15 protein-coding genes, 1 tRNA gene and 2 pseudogenes are annotated in these 15361 nt (G+C 71.3%); 12 read left to right on the top strand and 6 right to left on the bottom strand.

All coding sequences use genetic code 11. The features are described 5' to 3' along the window. Nucleotides 1–775 precede the first annotated feature (775 nt). Nucleotides 776–2083, top strand: coding sequence for a zinc ribbon domain-containing protein (locus tag NLX86_RS34920; protein WP_254375623.1), 1308 nt, complete (start codon nt 776–778; stop codon nt 2081–2083). On the opposite strand, the gene NLX86_RS33635 is transcribed toward NLX86_RS34920, so the two are convergent. After that, complete coding sequence (locus NLX86_RS33635; protein ID WP_254375622.1) at nt 1992–2561, bottom strand: hypothetical protein; 570 nt, start codon at nt 2559–2561, stop codon at nt 1992–1994. The two genes, NLX86_RS34920 and NLX86_RS33635, sit on opposite strands and share 92 nt — an antisense overlap. Before the next feature lie 128 nt (nt 2562–2689). Between NLX86_RS33635 and NLX86_RS33630 the strand changes: the two genes are divergently transcribed. Together NLX86_RS33630 and NLX86_RS33625 are read left to right on the top strand one after the other, a co-directional pair. Further along, nucleotides 2690–3010 (top strand): multidrug efflux SMR transporter, encoded by a 321-nt coding sequence (locus NLX86_RS33630; protein ID WP_254375621.1) that lies wholly within the window; start codon nt 2690–2692, stop codon nt 3008–3010. After that, nucleotides 3010–3546 carry a TetR/AcrR family transcriptional regulator gene (locus NLX86_RS33625; RefSeq protein WP_254375620.1) on the top strand — a complete coding sequence of 179 codons (537 nt, stop codon included), beginning with the start codon at nt 3010–3012 and terminating at the stop codon, nt 3544–3546. Before NLX86_RS33630 ends, NLX86_RS33625 begins: the two co-directional genes overlap by 1 nt. Here NLX86_RS33625 and NLX86_RS33620 read toward each other — a convergent pair. Then, nucleotides 3510–3812, bottom strand: coding sequence for a hypothetical protein (locus tag NLX86_RS33620; RefSeq protein ID WP_374214021.1), 303 nt, complete (start codon nt 3810–3812; stop codon nt 3510–3512). The genes NLX86_RS33625 and NLX86_RS33620 overlap by 37 nt on opposite strands. 3 nt (nt 3813–3815) lie before the next feature. Between NLX86_RS33620 and NLX86_RS33615 the strand changes: the two genes are divergently transcribed. From NLX86_RS33615 to dapD, 3 genes and pseudogenes are all read left to right on the top strand, one after another. Beyond that, nucleotides 3816–4148, top strand: coding sequence for a zinc ribbon domain-containing protein (locus NLX86_RS33615; protein WP_374214020.1), 333 nt, complete (start codon nt 3816–3818; stop codon nt 4146–4148). Between the two features lie 109 nt (nt 4149–4257). Next, nucleotides 4258–4698: pseudogene (locus tag NLX86_RS33610) on the top strand (MFS transporter); the annotation flags it as partial. 10 nt (nt 4699–4708) lie between these two features. Beyond that, a complete protein-coding gene (dapD, locus tag NLX86_RS33605; protein ID WP_254375619.1) occupies nt 4709–5698 on the top strand; it encodes a 2,3,4,5-tetrahydropyridine-2,6-dicarboxylate N-succinyltransferase in 990 nt (329 codons plus the stop codon). A gap of 13 nt (nt 5699–5711) precedes the next feature. On the opposite strand, the gene dapA is transcribed toward dapD, so the two are convergent. Together dapA and NLX86_RS33595 are read right to left on the bottom strand one after the other, a co-directional pair. Further along, a complete protein-coding gene (gene dapA / locus NLX86_RS33600) occupies nt 5712–6608 on the bottom strand; it encodes a 4-hydroxy-tetrahydrodipicolinate synthase (protein ID WP_254375618.1) in 897 nt (298 codons plus the stop codon). Nucleotides 6609–6677: 69 nt separating this feature from the next. Next, nucleotides 6678–7124, bottom strand: coding sequence for a GNAT family N-acetyltransferase (locus NLX86_RS33595; RefSeq protein WP_254375617.1), 447 nt, complete (start codon nt 7122–7124; stop codon nt 6678–6680). Between the two features lie 135 nt (nt 7125–7259). Here NLX86_RS33595 and NLX86_RS33590 point away from each other — a divergent pair, with 135 nt between their 5' ends. After that, complete coding sequence (locus NLX86_RS33590; protein WP_254375616.1) at nt 7260–7970, top strand: antibiotic biosynthesis monooxygenase; 711 nt, start codon at nt 7260–7262, stop codon at nt 7968–7970. Nucleotides 7971–8046: 76 nt separating this feature from the next. Here the strand turns inward: NLX86_RS33590 and NLX86_RS33585 are convergent, their stop codons facing one another. After that, nucleotides 8047–9879, bottom strand: coding sequence for an endonuclease/exonuclease/phosphatase family protein (locus NLX86_RS33585; protein ID WP_254375615.1), 1833 nt, complete (start codon nt 9877–9879; stop codon nt 8047–8049). A gap of 199 nt (nt 9880–10078) precedes the next feature. On the opposite strand from NLX86_RS33585, the gene NLX86_RS33580 reads away from it, so the two are divergent. From NLX86_RS33580 to NLX86_RS33560, 5 genes and pseudogenes are all read left to right on the top strand, one after another. Then, complete coding sequence (locus NLX86_RS33580) at nt 10079–11521, top strand: hypothetical protein (protein ID WP_254375614.1); 1443 nt, start codon at nt 10079–10081, stop codon at nt 11519–11521. A gap of 222 nt (nt 11522–11743) precedes the next feature. Continuing rightward, a pseudogene (locus NLX86_RS33575) lies at nt 11744–12660 on the top strand (alkaline phosphatase PhoX); the annotation flags it as partial. A gap of 42 nt (nt 12661–12702) precedes the next feature. Next, nucleotides 12703–12772: transfer RNA gene (locus NLX86_RS33570), tRNA-Asn, on the top strand. Between the two features lie 230 nt (nt 12773–13002). Beyond that, nucleotides 13003–14595, top strand: a complete 1593-nt coding sequence (locus tag NLX86_RS33565) for a TROVE domain-containing protein (protein ID WP_254375613.1) — start codon at nt 13003–13005, stop codon at nt 14593–14595. A 61-nt stretch (nt 14596–14656) separates the two neighbouring features. Next, the gene (locus NLX86_RS33560) at nt 14657–14884 is read left to right on the top strand and encodes a hypothetical protein (RefSeq protein ID WP_254375612.1); all 228 of its coding nucleotides are present in this window, start codon (nt 14657–14659) and stop codon (nt 14882–14884) included. 89 nt (nt 14885–14973) lie between these two features. Here NLX86_RS33560 and NLX86_RS33555 read toward each other — a convergent pair whose 3' ends face one another. Continuing rightward, complete coding sequence (locus NLX86_RS33555) at nt 14974–15150, bottom strand: hypothetical protein (protein ID WP_254375611.1); 177 nt, start codon at nt 15148–15150, stop codon at nt 14974–14976. Nucleotides 15151–15361: the final 211 nt, after the last annotated feature.

Here is a 15361-nt window from a genome sequence, read left to right as displayed (position 1 = left end):
TTCGTCCGTCAGATCTGCACGCGCCACAACACAAGATCATTTCACAGGCGAGATCCACTTTCGCAACAGGCCCTAGTGGCCGCCCGGTGGGACGAGGCATCCCTGGATCTGCTGGCCGCCGGTCTTGACGGGCGGGGCGAGGTACTGCCGTCCAAGGGGTGGATGGCCATGCGCCGCCTGGACTGGCCCGGGGGTGTCGCACCACCGGTGGGGGTGTATGTCCCGGACCGGGTGCGCCGTGGCGCCGAGGAGTACGCGGCGCGTACCCTGCGCCTGGCGGTGCACCGGCGCGCCCTGGTGACGGCGATCCTGGCCACCTGGCCGGAGGATCCCCGTCGGCGCGCCGAGGCGGAGTGGCGGGCACTGCGGGCGCTGCTGCCTGCCCCGGTGAGTGGTGCGGAGATCCGCAACCGCACCCGGCAGGTGCGCGCGTATGTGGCCGAGCACGGGCGCCTTCCCGCCGGGTTGTGCGAGCTGGAGGACCCGCACCAGATCGCGGCGCAGGTACTCCTGGCGGCGATGGACCGCCAGCAGGTCACCCTTGAGCGCCTTGACGAGACGACGGCCCGGTTGCGGGTCAAGCTCCCGCTGTGCGCGGCCCCGGCCCCGGCCTCGGGAAGGGACTGGGCCTGGCATGTGCTCGACATCCGGCTGCCGGGCACCGTCGGGGCGGACGCGATCCTGCATACCCCGACTCTGCGCCCCACCCGGGCCGGGCGGATCGCCGTGGACCTGCCGCACTCCCGCCCCGGCCACCAAGACCACAGGGCACCGGGTGGCGCTCGGTTTCGACTGGGGTGTCAACACCCTGCTCACCGGCACGGTCGGCCGCCTGACCGGGCGGGGCGCAACGGCGCGGGTGGTCACCGACGGCCGTCCTTTGATCTTCGACGCCACCGCGATCAGTGTCACCCTGCACCGGCTGCGCACCCAGCGCGAACACCTGGCCGCCAAACGCGACCACTACCAGGCGCTGGCCGACAGCCTCGGCTCCCCCCACCTGCGCTGGGGCGAACACCTCGCGCGGGCCCAGGTGCTGGAGGCGGAGCATGTGCGGGTGTGTGCCCGGATCCGGCACCTGAACCAGGCGCTGGCCTGGGCGGCCGCCCGCTGGGCCGTCGACCAGGCGGCCGCGCTCGGCGCCACCGTGATCTACCTCGAAGACCTCGCCACCCTGGAAGCACGCGGCCGCAGGCGCGGTAACGCCCGCCTGTCGGGGCAGGTCCGCGGCACCATGGCCGAAGCGATCAGGCACCTGGGCGCGAAGGCGGGCATCGCGGTCGTCACCGTCCCCGCCCGGGGCACCTCCGCGCTGTGCCCCGGCTGCCTGGGCACCCTCACCCACCACCCCGCCCCCGACCGACTGGGCGAACGCGGCTGGAAATGGGCTCACTGCGCCCGCTGCGGACTGTCCATGGACCGCGATCACGCCGCCGCCCGCCGGATCGTCTCCCGCGGCCTGCTCGCCCAAACCCACACCGTCACCGACCGTGCCACCCACGCCCGCACCATCCGCACCACCATCGACAGCACCGTGACCCTGGCACGCCGCCCCAAGAAGACCACCCGTCGCCTGCGCCGCGCCCTGCGCCCGGACAGCACCCCGCTCCCGCAGGCCGGGACCAAGGTCACCCCGGGCAAGGGACATCCCACCCCCAGCAGACCCACCGGCCCTTCCCCGCGACGCGCCCGGCACACCACCGGACAGCACGCCCCGACCCCACCCACTTCCCGCCGTACGCCCGATGTGCGTACGGTCCCCGCCACCACCCCCACCCGGGTGGTCCAGCGTCCGGCGGGGCATGACACCTCGACACCAGCCGCACACGGGCCGGTGTCAGGCCATGGAGTACCCACACCCGGTAACCGGCCGGAAGACCACCTTCCCACCGGTCACCAGGCGCGGCTCTCACGCAGAACCTGTCGGCGGCGCACCAGCGCCGCCGAGCGGACCGGCTTCCACCACCTGCACGCCACCCAAGTCCACCCCCTCACCCCGAGGTTCGGACCCCACGATGGCAACCGCACACGGCCACGCCGCGCCCGAAAAGCCTGGAAACCACAGGCACACACAGAGTTCTAGAGACGCTGAACCGTATCCACAGCCAGACCGTCACCGGCAGCGACACCAGCATCAGCAGGGCCCAGACGCCGAACAGTGTTCCGGCCGTGTCCGAGCCCTCGCCCGCGGACGCCGCGAGGAGCACGAGCATGACGACCCCGAACACCAGCATCGGGGCACAGGCGATCAGCGAGCTGAGGAGTACGGTGCCGAGCACCGCGGGCATCCGGGACCACGCGCGGCGCCAGACCGTGCCGAAGGCCGCCGGGCGGCCGAGGACCGCGTCCTGGAGTACGGCAGAGGTCGCGGCGTAGATCACCGCCGTGCTGAGCAGCGTCAGCACCATGGCGAAGGCCGCCACCGCGCCGAGGGCGATGAGCAGCGCCAGGCCGTCCTCCCGGCCAAGACCGCCGTACTCCAGGTGGTCGAACCACGCCTGGATGCTGTGCTCGACCGCGAGGTACGCGATCAGCAGCGCGCGGAGCAGCGCGACGAGCACCGCGCCTCCGCTGGTTGATCGTCCCCCGTTGACCGGGACACGTTAACCGGTGCTGCGCGATCTCCGTAGTGCCGGTGCGCGCCGACTGTTGCGTACGGGCGTACGCAACGTTGTGTACGCTCGTACGCATGCCCTACGTACTGCTGGCCGCGGCGATCGCGGCGGAGGTGGCCGGGACCACGGCCATGAAGTTCAGCCACGGGTTCAGCAAGCTGTGGCCGTCCCTGGGGACGGTCGCCGGATACCTCCTCGCCTTCACGCTGCTCGCGCAGGCCCTGAAGACGATGCAGGTCGGCACGGCCTATGCCATCTGGGCGGGCGTCGGCACCGCCGCCATCGCCGTCATCGGGATCGTCTTCCTGGACGAGACGGCGAGCGCGGCCAAACTGGCCGGCATCGCGCTGGTTATCGGCGGCGTCGTCCTGCTCAACCTCGACGGTGCCCACTGATGGCCCGCCGGTACGACCCCGAGCGCCGCCAGCGGATCATCGACGCCGCGATCCGGGTGGTCGGAAGCAAGGGGATCGGCGGGCTGAGCCACCGGTCCGCCGCCGCCGAGGCCGATGTCCCGCTGGGTTCGACGACGTACCACTTCAAGACGCTCGACGAACTGATGGTCGCCGCGCTGCGGCAGGCCAACGAGGGCTTCGCCAAGGCCGTGAACGAGAGCGGCGCGTTCGAGGATCCGCAGGCGGATCTCGCCGAGGGGCTCGCCCGGCTGATGGGTGAGTGGCTCTCCGGCGACCGCACGGGAGTCGAGCTGGAGTACGAGCTGTATCTGGCCGCGCTGCGCAGGCCCGCGCTGCGCCAGGTCGCCGCCGAGTGGTGCGAGGGCGTGGCCGAGGCGCTGACCCGGCGCACCGATCCGGTCACGGCGCGGGCGCTGGTGGCGCTGATGGACGGGATATGCCTGCAGGTGCTGCTGACCGACGCCGCGTACGACCCCGCCTACGCGCGGGAGATGCTCGCCCGGATCATCCGCTGACGGCTGCGGAGCCGGAGCGCGTGACCGCCGCCAGAGCCGCCCCGCACACTCGCCTCGATGTGCGTGACCGGATAGAACACCTCGCGAACCACCCGGTAGCGGTCGATCACCAGGGTCAGCCGCTTGAGCCGGCTCACCCCTGCGGCGCGGAAGGTCGGCAGCCGCAGCGCGGCTGTCAGGGCGAGTTCCGCGTCGGAGAGCAACGGGAAGCGCAACCGCTCCTTCTCGGCGAACACCCGCTGCTCGTCCGGGCGTTGGGTGGACACGCCGTGCACGGTCGCACCCGGGATGTCTGCCCAGCGGCCGGGCTCAACCGCAGGATCGCGGGCGAGGCATGGGGGCGAACGGTCGACCTGCTCGCTCACAAGGTCGCTGACCGGGGCGGGCTGCTGGTCAAGGTGCCCGCGCCGGGTGCGTCCCTGCGCTGCTCCATGTGTGGCTTCACTACGCCGGGCAGCCGGGAGTCGCAGGCGGTCTTCGTCTGCAAGAACCCCACCTGTTGCTGGTCGGGTAACGCCGACCACAACGCGGGCCGAAATATCGACTGGGCGGGTCTCGCACTCGCCCCGGTTGCTGGGAGAGCAGTCGTCAGACAGACGTGAGCGCTGTCAAAAGACAGACGTGAGCGCTGTCAAACTCCCCGGAGCGATCCAGGGGAGAGTCCCACGCATACGCGAGGGAGAGCTGCAACGGCAGCAGTATTCGACCCTGCTGTCCGTCGTCGGCGCCGGACTGCTGCTGGTCGGGCTCGGCTGCGCCGTGCTGATCCCGGGGGCGGGGCTGCTTCTCGCCGTCACCATGATGGTGACGCTGACGGCGGGCGAGATCCTGTACAAGACCACGGCCACCGCCTACGTCGCCGATCAGGCACCGGATCACGCCCAGGGCCGGTTCCAGAGCCTGTATGCCGGGGCATCGATCAGCGGCCAGGTGCTCGCCCCGCCGCTCGGCGGCGCGCTGTACACCGTCGCGCCCGCCCTGCTCTGGCCCGCCTGCGCGGTACTGGCGGGCGCTGCGGCTGTGGCCGTACTGGCGGCGCGACGGCTCCGTGAGCCCGTACCGGCGCTACGGGCCCTTGAACCGCCGCGCATCGAAGGGATGCGGCGCCCGGCACCTGAGACCGGTTCGCACCCGGCCGCCCCGGCCGGTTAGGTTTCCTGTTATGACCGACACCACTGCTCCCCGCTCCACCGGCGCCGTCGCCGCCGGACTCGCCACACTCGCCGACGACGGCACCGTCCTCGACACCTGGTTCCCCGCGCCCGAGCTCGTGTCCGAGCCGGGCCCCTCCGGCACCGAGCGGCTCACCGCCGAGCGGGCCGTGGAGCTGCTCGGGGAGGCCGCGCGCAAGGCGATCGGGCCCGACCCGCGCCGTGGCGTCCAGGTCGTCGCCGTCCGTACGGTCATCGCCTCGCTCGACGACAAGCCGCTGGACGCGCACGACGCGTACCTGCGCCTGCACCTGCTGAGCCACCGCCTGGTCAAGCCGCACGGCCAGAACCTGGACGGCGTCTTCGGGCTGCTCGCCAACGTGGCGTGGACGAGCCTCGGGCCGGTCGCCGTCGACCAGGTCGAGACGGTGCGCCTGAACGCTCGCGCCGAGGGCCTGCACCTCCAGGTCACCTCGATCGACAAGTTCCCGCGGATGACGGACTACGTGGCGCCCAAGGGTGTCCGTATCGCCGACGCCGACCGGGTCCGCCTCGGCGCGCACCTCGCCGAGGGCACCACGGTCATGCACGAGGGCTTCGTGAACTTCAACGCCGGCACCCTCGGCACGTCGATGATCGAGGGCCGGATCTCCGCCGGTGTCGTCATCGGTGACGGCTCCGACATCGGCGGCGGCGCCTCCACCATGGGCACGCTCTCCGGCGGCGGCAAGCAGATCATCTCGATTGGCGAGCGCTGCCTCGTCGGTGCCGAGGCGGGCGTCGGCATCGCGCTCGGCGACGAATGCATCGTCGAGGCGGGCCTGTACGTGACCGCGGGCACCCGCGTCACGATGCCCGACGGACAGATCGTCAAGGCGCTGGAGCTGTCCGGCGCGAGCAACATCCTCTTCCGCCGCAACTCGGTGACCGGCGCCGTCGAGGCCCGCCCGAACAACGCGGTCTGGGGCGGCCTCAACGAGATCCTGCACAGCCACAACTAGGCCCGGACAGCCCTTAGGGCTGGGCCAGTAGGGCGTACGCCTTCAGCAGCCCGTCGACCGTTTCCCGGTCGGCGGGCCGCAGCGGTTCGCGGACTGGGCCGGCGGGCAGGCCGAGTGCTCCCAGCAGCGCCTTCGCGGTCACCGTGCCGGGCAGGCCGGAGGCCATCATCAGTTCGGTCAGCGGCAGCGCGAGCTGGTTCAGCCGGGCCGCCTCTGCGGTCTCGCCCGCGTCGTACGCGTCCAGGACCGCTCGCAGCCGCGGCGCCGCCACATTGGCCACGGTGGAGACGAAACCCGCGCCCCCCACCGCGTACAGCGGGAGGTTCAGTTCCTCGCAGCCCGAGTAGTACGCGAGACCGGTGCGGGAGATGACCTTCGTGCTGCCCAGCAGGTCGTACGCGCAGTCCTTGACGGCGGTGATCCGGGTGTGCCCGGCCAGCCGCAGCATGGTGTCCGGCTCGATACGGGTACCGGTGCGGCCGGGGATGTCGTACAGCATCAGCGGGACGCCGACCGCGTCCGCGACGCGGCGGAAGTGCGCCTCGACGGCGTCCTGCGGCGGGCGGCTGTAGTACGGCGTGACCACCAGGAGCCCATCCGCGCCCGCCTGTTCCGCCGCCCGCGCCAGTTCGACGGTGTGGCGGGTGTCCGGGCTGCCCACGCCGGCCAGCACGGCCGCGCGGTCGCCGACCGCCTCGGCCACGGCCCGGATCAGGTCCGCCTTCTCGCGGTCCGTGGTCGTGGGGGACTCGCCGGTGGTGCCGCTCAGCACGAGTCCGTCGCAGCCGCCGTCCACCAGATGGGCGGCGAGCTTCTGCGCGCCGGCGAGGTCAACGGCGCCGTCGTCGGTGAAGGGCGTGACCATCGCGCACAGAGCGCGGCCGAAGGGGTGCGGTGAGGGTGAGGTCATGACCGCAGTGTGGTCACGCCGGGCCGTGAAGCTCCACTTAAATCTGCTTCAGGGAATGCGGAAGCGCCGCTACAGGGTCAGTTTGAAACCGTCGTGGCTGCGCGCGAAGCCCAGGGACGCGTAGAAGCGGTGTGCCCGGGTGCGGCGCTCGTTGCTGGTCAGCTGGACCAGCGCGCAGCCGCGCTCGCGGGCCCGCTCGATCGCCCGCCGCACCAGCGCGCGGCCGAGCCCGTCGCCACGGCGGTCTGCCCGGATCCGTACGGCCTCAAGAAGCACCCGCTCGCCGCCGCCCTGTCCGAGCCCCGGGATGTACGTCGCCTGGAGGCACCCGAGCACCGTCCCGTCCGGTTCGGCGAGGACCATCATCTCGTTGCGGCTGTCGCTCTCGATGGCCGCGAAGGCGTGCTCGTGGGCCTCGTCGATCACGAGGGAGGCGGGATCGACGACCCGCTCCTCGTCGGCGAGGAGCGCGAGTATCGCCGGCAGGTCGTGGCGGGCGGCGGTACGGAAGATCATGCGGCGGAGTCTGGCACGGACCCGGCCGGAGGTGCTGGCGGGGCTGTGCTGGGGCCTTGACCTCAACTTTGGTTGATGTTTGAGGATGGATCTTGGCAGGCACCGTAGACACCGTCACGACCGAGGAGATCCCCCATGACCGCACAGGCCGCCTTCAACACCCTGCCCGACCTCACCCGTTCCGGCGCCGGGACCGTCATGTCCAGCACCTGGAGCGTCGGGACGCCCGAGCGGCAGCGGGCTGCCGTCGACGCCATCGCCGAGGCCTGGCGGAGCCGGCCGTGGCCGAGTGGGGACCTGCTCTCGTACACCGTTTACACGGGCAACGACGGGGACACCCTGCTGCACTACTCGCAGTGGACGAGCGCGGCGGCACACGCCGAGTTCGCCCGGCTGCACCGCGACGACCGCGTCGCGGACATCGACGCCGCGGTGCCCGGGATCAAGCGGCTGGGGCTGGGGGAGTACGAGCCGTACCGCAGTATCACCGCCCCGCCCGGCGACACCCGGGTGCCGGGAACCGTCGTGATCGTCGACGTCGAGTTCGACGGGCCCGATCCGGCCCGGCAGCGCGCCTGGATCGAAGCCGTCTTCGAGGCGCTGGACACCGATCCGCATCCGCACCCCGGCGGAATCTCCGGGCACTTCCACGTGAGTACGGACGGCACCCGGGTGCTCAACTACGCGGAGTGGGAGAGCGAGCAGGCGCACATCGAGGCGCTCGCAGCCCCCGGCGACGGCGTCGGGTCCGTCACCCCGCAGTGGCAGCGGGTGCACAACTTCCCAGGCGTGACCGGCGGCGGGGTCAACCGGTACACGCCCACGCTGCGGCTCACCCCCGCGTAGGCCCGGACAGGGCCTGGGGAAAGCCGGGGCCCGGCCGGGACGGCGGCCGGGCCCCGGGGTCTTCAGCCGGCCGGTGCTACGGGCGGAAGCGCACGACCTGCGGGTCGTGGTCGCTGTCCTGGTCCGCGAACTCGGCGTTGATGTGCACGCTGTCGTAACTGAAGTCGTCGATCGACGGGCTGGTCAGGATCTGGTCCAGGACCTGCGCGTTGCCCTGGAAGACGTACGAGTAACGCTCCGAACGGGGCAGGGCCTTGATCGCCGGGTAGAGCGCACCGCCGTCCGTCAGGGCCTTCGTCGTCGCCGAGAACTCGAAGTCGTTGATGTCACCGACGACGAGGACGTCCGCGTTGCGCTGGGCCGTCAGGATCTCCTTGACGAAGCCGTTGACGGCCTGTGCCTGGAGCAGACGCTTGGCCTCCGAGGAGCGCACCGGCGGCTGGTGGTGCGAGGTCAGCGCCTCGTCGCCGCCCTTCGAGCCGAAGTGGTTGGCGATCACGAAGACCGTACGGCCGCGGAAGGTGAACTCGCCCGCCAGCGGCTTGCGGCTGTTCTCCCAGGCCGCGTTCGCCGGGTCGATCCGGCCGGGGGAGAGCGTCAGGGCCGCGTGCCGGCCCTCCCGTACCACATCCGTCGCCGTCGTCGCGTCGCCGCCCGCGCGGTCGGTGAAAGAGACCCGCTCGGGGTTGAAGAGGAAGACCTGGCGGATGTTGCCGCCGGGCTCGCCGCCGTCCTTGTTGTTCACCGGGTCGACGGTGCGCCACTCGTACGCGGGGCCGCCTGCGGCGACGATCGCGTCCGTGAACTTCTTCAGCGTCTGGTCGGCGGCGACCGTGCCGTCGTTCTTCGCGCCGTTGTTGTCCTGGATCTCCTCCAGGGCCATGATGTCGGGCGAGGCGAGGTTGTCGACGACCGACCCCGCGAGCGCGTCGAACTTGTCCTGCGGGTCGCCCGGGTCGAGGTTCTCGACGTTGTACGTGGCCACGGCCAGCTCGCCGCGCCGCTGCACGCGGGTGGACTCGCGCTCCAGGCCCTCGTCGGTGACCGTGCCGAGCGTGCGCGCCGTCAGGGTGTAGCCGCCGAACTGGTTGAAGTCGAGCGGGCCTTCGGTCGTCCCGGTCAGGACGTCCCCGACGTTCGCCTTCGGGAAGGGCCGCTCCGCGATCGGCGCGAGCTGCTGGATCTTCAGCCGGCCCGTGTTCTGGGAGGTGTACGAGCCGTAGACCGTGGCGCCGCGCCGGCTGTCGTGCTCGTGCGGCTTGACCGTCACCCACAGCTCGGAGAAGGAGTTGGACGCGCCGACGACGCGTGACGTACCGATGCGGACGTTGCTGCCCTCCAGCGACTCGTAGTAGTCCAGGGCGTACGCGCGGGGGTTGAGCGGCAGCGCGTTGATGCTGCCGGCCGCCGCCGGGTCGCCCTCGGGGGCGTACGCGGCGGGCACGGACTTCGCCGAGACGGTGACCGGCGCGGGCAGGGCGTTGCCCGAGGAGAACACGGCCACCGTGGGCTTGGAGATCTGGGTGACCGACTGGTTGCCGGAGTTGGTGCCGCCGGGGATGAACTCGCCTACGAGACCGGAGACCTTGACCGCGTCGCCCACGGCGACGGCCGGCGCCGAGCCGGTGAAGACGAAGATGCCCTCGCTGGTGGCGGCGTTGTCGTCGGCCTGCGGGTCCTGGAACCAGAAGCCCCTGGAACCGTACGTACGCACGCCGGTGACGATGCCCTGGACATCGGTGACCTGCTGGCCGGCGAGCGGGGATATCCGTGTGGTGCCCTGGATGTCGTGGATCCGTACCTCGGCGGCGGACGCGGAGGAGGAACCGGCGAGCAGACCGGTGGCCAGTGCGGTGGCCACGACGGTCGCGACGGCGGCGGATCTCGGAACGGATGAACGGGCTGACATGTATGGACTCCGGGTGGTCAATGTGGGACGGAGTGAGAGGTCTACGCGCGTCAATCTCTTGTGTGGCCAGTGGAGTTGTCAAGGCTTCGCGGGTTTACGGAACCTGACGGGTACATGAACCCGATGAGATGGGGCGAAATGCGTCTACGCTGGGGCGCCGACCGACCCATCCGTATGACCGTCCGAGGAGAATCAGCAGATGTCCGCAGAGCGCCCGACCCTGCCGCCGGTGCGGCTGCACTCCGACGCGGAGCTGGCACGCGACGCGCTCGCCACGCCACTGATGGCCCGTGCGGTACGGCTCGCGCGCTGGGCGGGGCCCGGCACACCGGTCGGCGCCGGCGGTGAACTCCTCGAGAAGCAACTGCAGGCCGCGGCCGAGGAGATCGGGCTCGGCACGGAAGAGGACGGCAGGGCGTACGCGAGCGAGGCGTGGCGGCTCGCGGTCGATACCGGGCTGATCGATGTCGCGGATGACGGGGACACCGGGTCGGGCGGCGTCACCGCGGGCGAGGAGCTGGCCCTGGTCACCTCCGGCAGCCCGCAGGACATTCTCGACCTCTGGCTCGACGGACTGGACGCCGTCCTCGCCGACGCGACCGTGCCGCCGCTCGAAGATCTCGTCGACGCGATGGAAGGCGGCGGCGAGGTCGACTTGAGCACGCTGAAATGGGACCCGCAGGGCGAGGCCGACTTCCTGGACGGAGTTCTCGGCAACCTCTACCTGCTGACCGTCACCGAGGGCGGTTCGGGGGAGGGGCCCGTACCGCTGCCCGTGCTCGCCGCGTCGATGATCGTGCCCGACGACATGGGCGAGCCCACCGATGACGTTCTGGAGCAGGTCTCCGACGCGATGATGCGGCTCGACGACCAGTTCCGGCTGCTGGAGCCGATCGGGCTCGTCGAATACCGCCCCGTCGACGAGGAGTTGATGGCCGAGGCGGACGAGGACTACGCCGAGCCCGTCGACCAGGACGACGTCGCCCGGTACGGGATGGTCCGGCTCACCCCGCTCGGACTCTTCGGCATCCGGGCGCGCCTGCTCGACGCGGGCTTCGACGCGCCCGCCGTCGGTGACCTGGCGGACAAGGGCGCCGATGTCCTGCTCGACTCCGTCGCCCAGTTCCCCGAGACCTCCGCCCAGGCCGAGATCGAGCAGTGGCTCGCCCGTCGCGAAGTCCCGGGAGCGGCACGGGACTTGCTGGCCGCCGCCCGCGGCACGGACCAGGGCGCTCCGCTGCGCCGGCTCCGCTGCCAGCAGGCGCTGTCCCTGACCGGACCGGAGGCCGAGCCGGCGCTGCGCGAGGTGCTCGACGACGCGGAGCTGGGCGGCCTGGCCCGGGTGTGGCTCGCCGAGCGGGGCGCGGCCGGCGTACCGGCGCCGCCGGAGTCCATGGTCTTCTGGCTGACAATCGACACGATCGCCGCGCAGCTCGGCGCGGAGGGCGACTCGGCGGAGCTGCAGGGCCTGGTCGAGGGCCTGGTGGGACAGCACAGCGGCTTCTTCGAGGCGGCCTGGCGGGTGGACCACCCGGCCACCCCGGACGTCCTGGAGGCGATGGGCCGGCTGCACCCGGACAAGAGGACGGCGAAGGAAGCACGAAAGGCGGCCTTCAAGGCCCGCTCCAAGCGCGAGCCGTAGCCCGCCGAGCGGATCTGCCGCCCGCGACCCCGCCGCCCCCGGCGCGCCGAGCGACACCCGCGCTCCGCCGCCCGGCACCGCGCCACCCGGGCCACGGCACCTCGGCCCCGGGTCCGGTGCCCGGGTGTCCCGGTGGCCGGCTGCCCCGGTGTCCGGAACTCCCTGCGCCCCGGTGCCTGGCGCCCCGGGGGCCCGGCAGGTGGGGCACGTGCCCGGTGCCTGCCGGCCGCGTCCGGCGGCTGCACCGTCGTCGAGGTGCGCCACGGCGGACAGGTCGCCGAATGGGTCGGCATCGCCGGCACCTCCACCAACTGCGCCGGCGGGTCCACCCCCTGGGGCACCTGGCTCACCTGCGAGGAGAACTCCGACCGGGCCGGCGAGAACGGCATGACCAAGGACCACGGCTACGTCTTCGAAGTCGACCCGTACGACCGCCGCGCCAACCGCGACCCCCAGCCGGTCAGGGCCTTCGGCCGCTTCGACCACGAAGCCGTCGTCATCGACCCGCGGCGCGGCCACGCGTACCTGACGGAGGACGACTCCGACCCCAACGGCCTGTTCTTCCGCTGGGTCCCGCCCCGCGGCTTCAAGCACGGCCGAGGACAGCTGCGGGGGCTCGCGGACGACGCGGGCGTGCTCCAGGCCCCCCGGTGCTTCGACCGCTCCGGCCGGTTCGTAGACGACCTCTCGCGCGCCACCAGGATCGGCACGGTGTACGGGGTCGACTGGGTGGACGTACCGGACCGGGACGGCCGTACGGTCCCGGTCCGCGAGCAGTTCGCCGACGGCGAGGTCACGCGCGCCCGCAAGCTCGAAGGCATGTGGTGGGCGGACGGCGGCGCGTACATCGTCTCCTCGTACGCGCGCGACGAGAGCCCCGGCAAGCCGCACGACGGCCAGGTCTGGTTCTACGACGGGACGGCGAAGGCATCCAGCACCTCCTCGGCGCCACGGACAGCGGGCGCACGTATCCGATCGCGCGCAACGACCTCAACATCGGCACCGAGGCCGAGCCGGAATTCAGCGAGTTCGCGGGCGTCGTCTTCTCGCCCGACGGCCGGACTCTGTACGCCAACATCCAGAAGCCCGGCATCCTGCTGGCCATCACCGGCCCGTGGAAGCGCCGGCCGCAGCGATAAAACCCTTGGCGGGCCGGACAGTTGCTCTCCTAGAGTGATCCACGTCCAGGTGCGAAGGCAGGACCTACTTCCACTGTTAATGGGGCGGCCGCGGGTTCGAGTCCCGTCATCGGCTTCGGGCCGGTGTAGCTCAGTTGGTAGAGCACCTTGTCGGTTCCGCCGACCTCGATCTCTGGACACCACAACTTCATGCACCTCCCGGTGCGCGGGCCGCGGCTACTTCTTCTCATGAAATCACGCCGCCGCCACCTTTGATCTCGGGAGGCTCAGCGTGGGGGTGCCAGGTGCCCGGCACCCCTGTTCTCTGCTGCGCTTCCCCCTGCCGAATTCGGGGGAATTCACATGGCACGCTTCAATCTCCGTACGGCCAAGGCCCAGGCCACCTCGCCCGTGCAGACGACCGGGCGCACCACGTCCACCCACCAGGGCGGCCTCGGCTTCCTTCGGGACGCGCGCTCCGAGCTCTTTCTGCTCGCCGTCGCCAATTTCGTTTCACAGGACACCCATTACGAGGCAGGCGGCGCCCGCGACGACCGATTCGCGGCGCTCGTGCGCAAGCTCGCCGTCGAGGACCCGGGGTGGACCGCGGGCCTGCTCGGCTGGCTGCGCGGCGACGGGAACATGCGGACCGCGTCGATCGTCGGCGCCGCCGAGTACGTCAAGGCCCGCCTCGATGCGTCCGCGGAGTCCGGTCCGGAGTCCGGACCGACGAACCGCCAGGTCGTCGCCTCAGTGCTGCGGCGTGCGGACGAGCCCGGCGAGCTGCTCGCGTACTGGACCTCGCAGTACGGGCGCAACGTGCCCAAGCCCGTCAAGCGCGGCATCGCCGATGCCGTCCAGCGGCTCTACAACGGCAAGTCCCTGCTCAAGTACGACACCGCCTCCAAGGGCTACCGCTTCGGCGACATCCTCAACCTCGTACACGCCTCGCCGGACCCGGCGAAGCCGTGGCAGGGCGAGCTGTTCCGGTACGCGCTCGACCGCCGGCACAACCCGGACACGGCCGAGCCGCCCGCCTCGAACCGCACGCTGACCGCCCACCGGGCGCTGATGGCGGTGCCGGTGGAGGAGCGACGGGCGGTCGTCACCGCACCGGACGGCGCTCAGCGCCTCGCCGAGGCGGGCATGACGTGGGAGGCGCTGGCCGGCTGGTTGCAGGGCCCGATGGACGCCGCGGCCTGGGAGGCGGTAATTCCGTCCATGGGGGCGATGGCGCTCGCTCGGAATCTTCGGAATTTCGACGAGGCCGGAGTCTCGGACGCGGTCGCCGCGCAGGTGGCGGCGAAGATCTCCGACCCGGAGGAGGTCGCGAAGTCGCGGCAGTTCCCCTTCCGCTACCTCGCCGCCTACCAGCACGCGTCCTCGCTGCGCTGGTCGTACCCGCTGGAGAAGGCGCTCGGCCACTCGCTGGCCAATGTGCCGGCGCTGCCCGGCCGGACGCTGATCCTGGTCGACCGTTCGGGCTCGATGTGGTCGCCCCTCTCGGACCGCTCGCAGCTCAACCGGGCCGACGCGGCGGCCATCTTCGGTACGGCGGTGGCAATGCGGGCCGCCGACGCGGACCTGGTGGAGTTCGGCAGCACCAGCGGCCGCGTCAAGTACGGCAAGGGCGAGTCCGTACTCAAGGTGCTGAAGCGCTTCGGTGACCTGGGCGGGACCAATACGGCCGAGGCGGTGCGCACCCACTACCGGAGGCACGACCGGGTGCTCATCGTCACGGACGAGCAGGCGGCCTACAGCTACCGCGGCGACGTGACGGCCCAGGTTCCGGACCGGATTCCGGTCTACACCTGGAATCTGGCGGGCTACCGGGCGGGCCACGCGCCGACCGGGACGCCAGGCCGGCACACCTTCGGAGGGCTCACCGACGCGGCCTTCCGTATGGTGCCTTTGCTCGAGGCCGGACGGGCCGCCGACTGGCCCTGGAGCACCTGATCCAGGGCCCGGTGGCCGACGGGGATGGCTTGGCGCGGCCGGGGGGCGCATACTGAAGGTAATGACTAAGTCAGCCGGAGCCCGGCGCCACCTGCCGTCCAGTCCCTTCAACGTACCGGCCCCGGCCGCCCCACCGATCGAGATTTTCGCTGTGGGGGACCGGGTTTCACATGACCAGTTCGGCCTTGGAAGAGTCGTCGGAGTCGAGGGTGACGCCGCCGTGCTCATCGACTTCTCGGGTCGCCAGGGAAGGATTCTCAGTCCCTACGCCAAACTGACCAAGCTCTGAGGCAGCTCAGGGAGAGTGCTTTCGCCGTCCCGTATCCGATCCGTCGGGTGCGGGACGGACGTCTGCCCGGAGGCCGCCGGAACGGGAGGCTACGCCGCGCGCTCGATCGCGCCGCTGGTGGCGGCAGCCCATTCCAGGAGCAGCACTTCGTACTCCTCGGAGGGCCATTCGCCGTCCACCCGGGTCTCGACGAGCCGGCGGATCGCTTCGTTCGCCTCGGAGGCGGAAGGACGCTCGGGGCCGGCGGACATCGGAATGGTGGACATACATACAAGGCTACGGGCGGGCACTGACATCAAACCGCATTCCGGTGGTGGCGTCGGTCACGTGGAGTGCCCGCCCGTCACTCCTCGGGACGTCCTGCGGGTCGCCTCGCGCCCGCCCCTGACCTGCATGGCAGCCGCCTAGGGTCTGTTGCGAAAGTGCTGGTCGCAGAAGTGCGTTGTCGGTCGTGTTGTGCTTGCATACCCCGGTGAA

The organism is Streptomyces sp. A3M-1-3 (assembly GCF_024213665.1).
GTDB lineage: Bacteria > Actinomycetota > Actinomycetes > Streptomycetales > Streptomycetaceae > Streptomyces.
The sequence above is the reverse complement of the archived record's forward strand: the minus strand, read 5'-3'. Positions and strand labels throughout refer to the sequence as shown.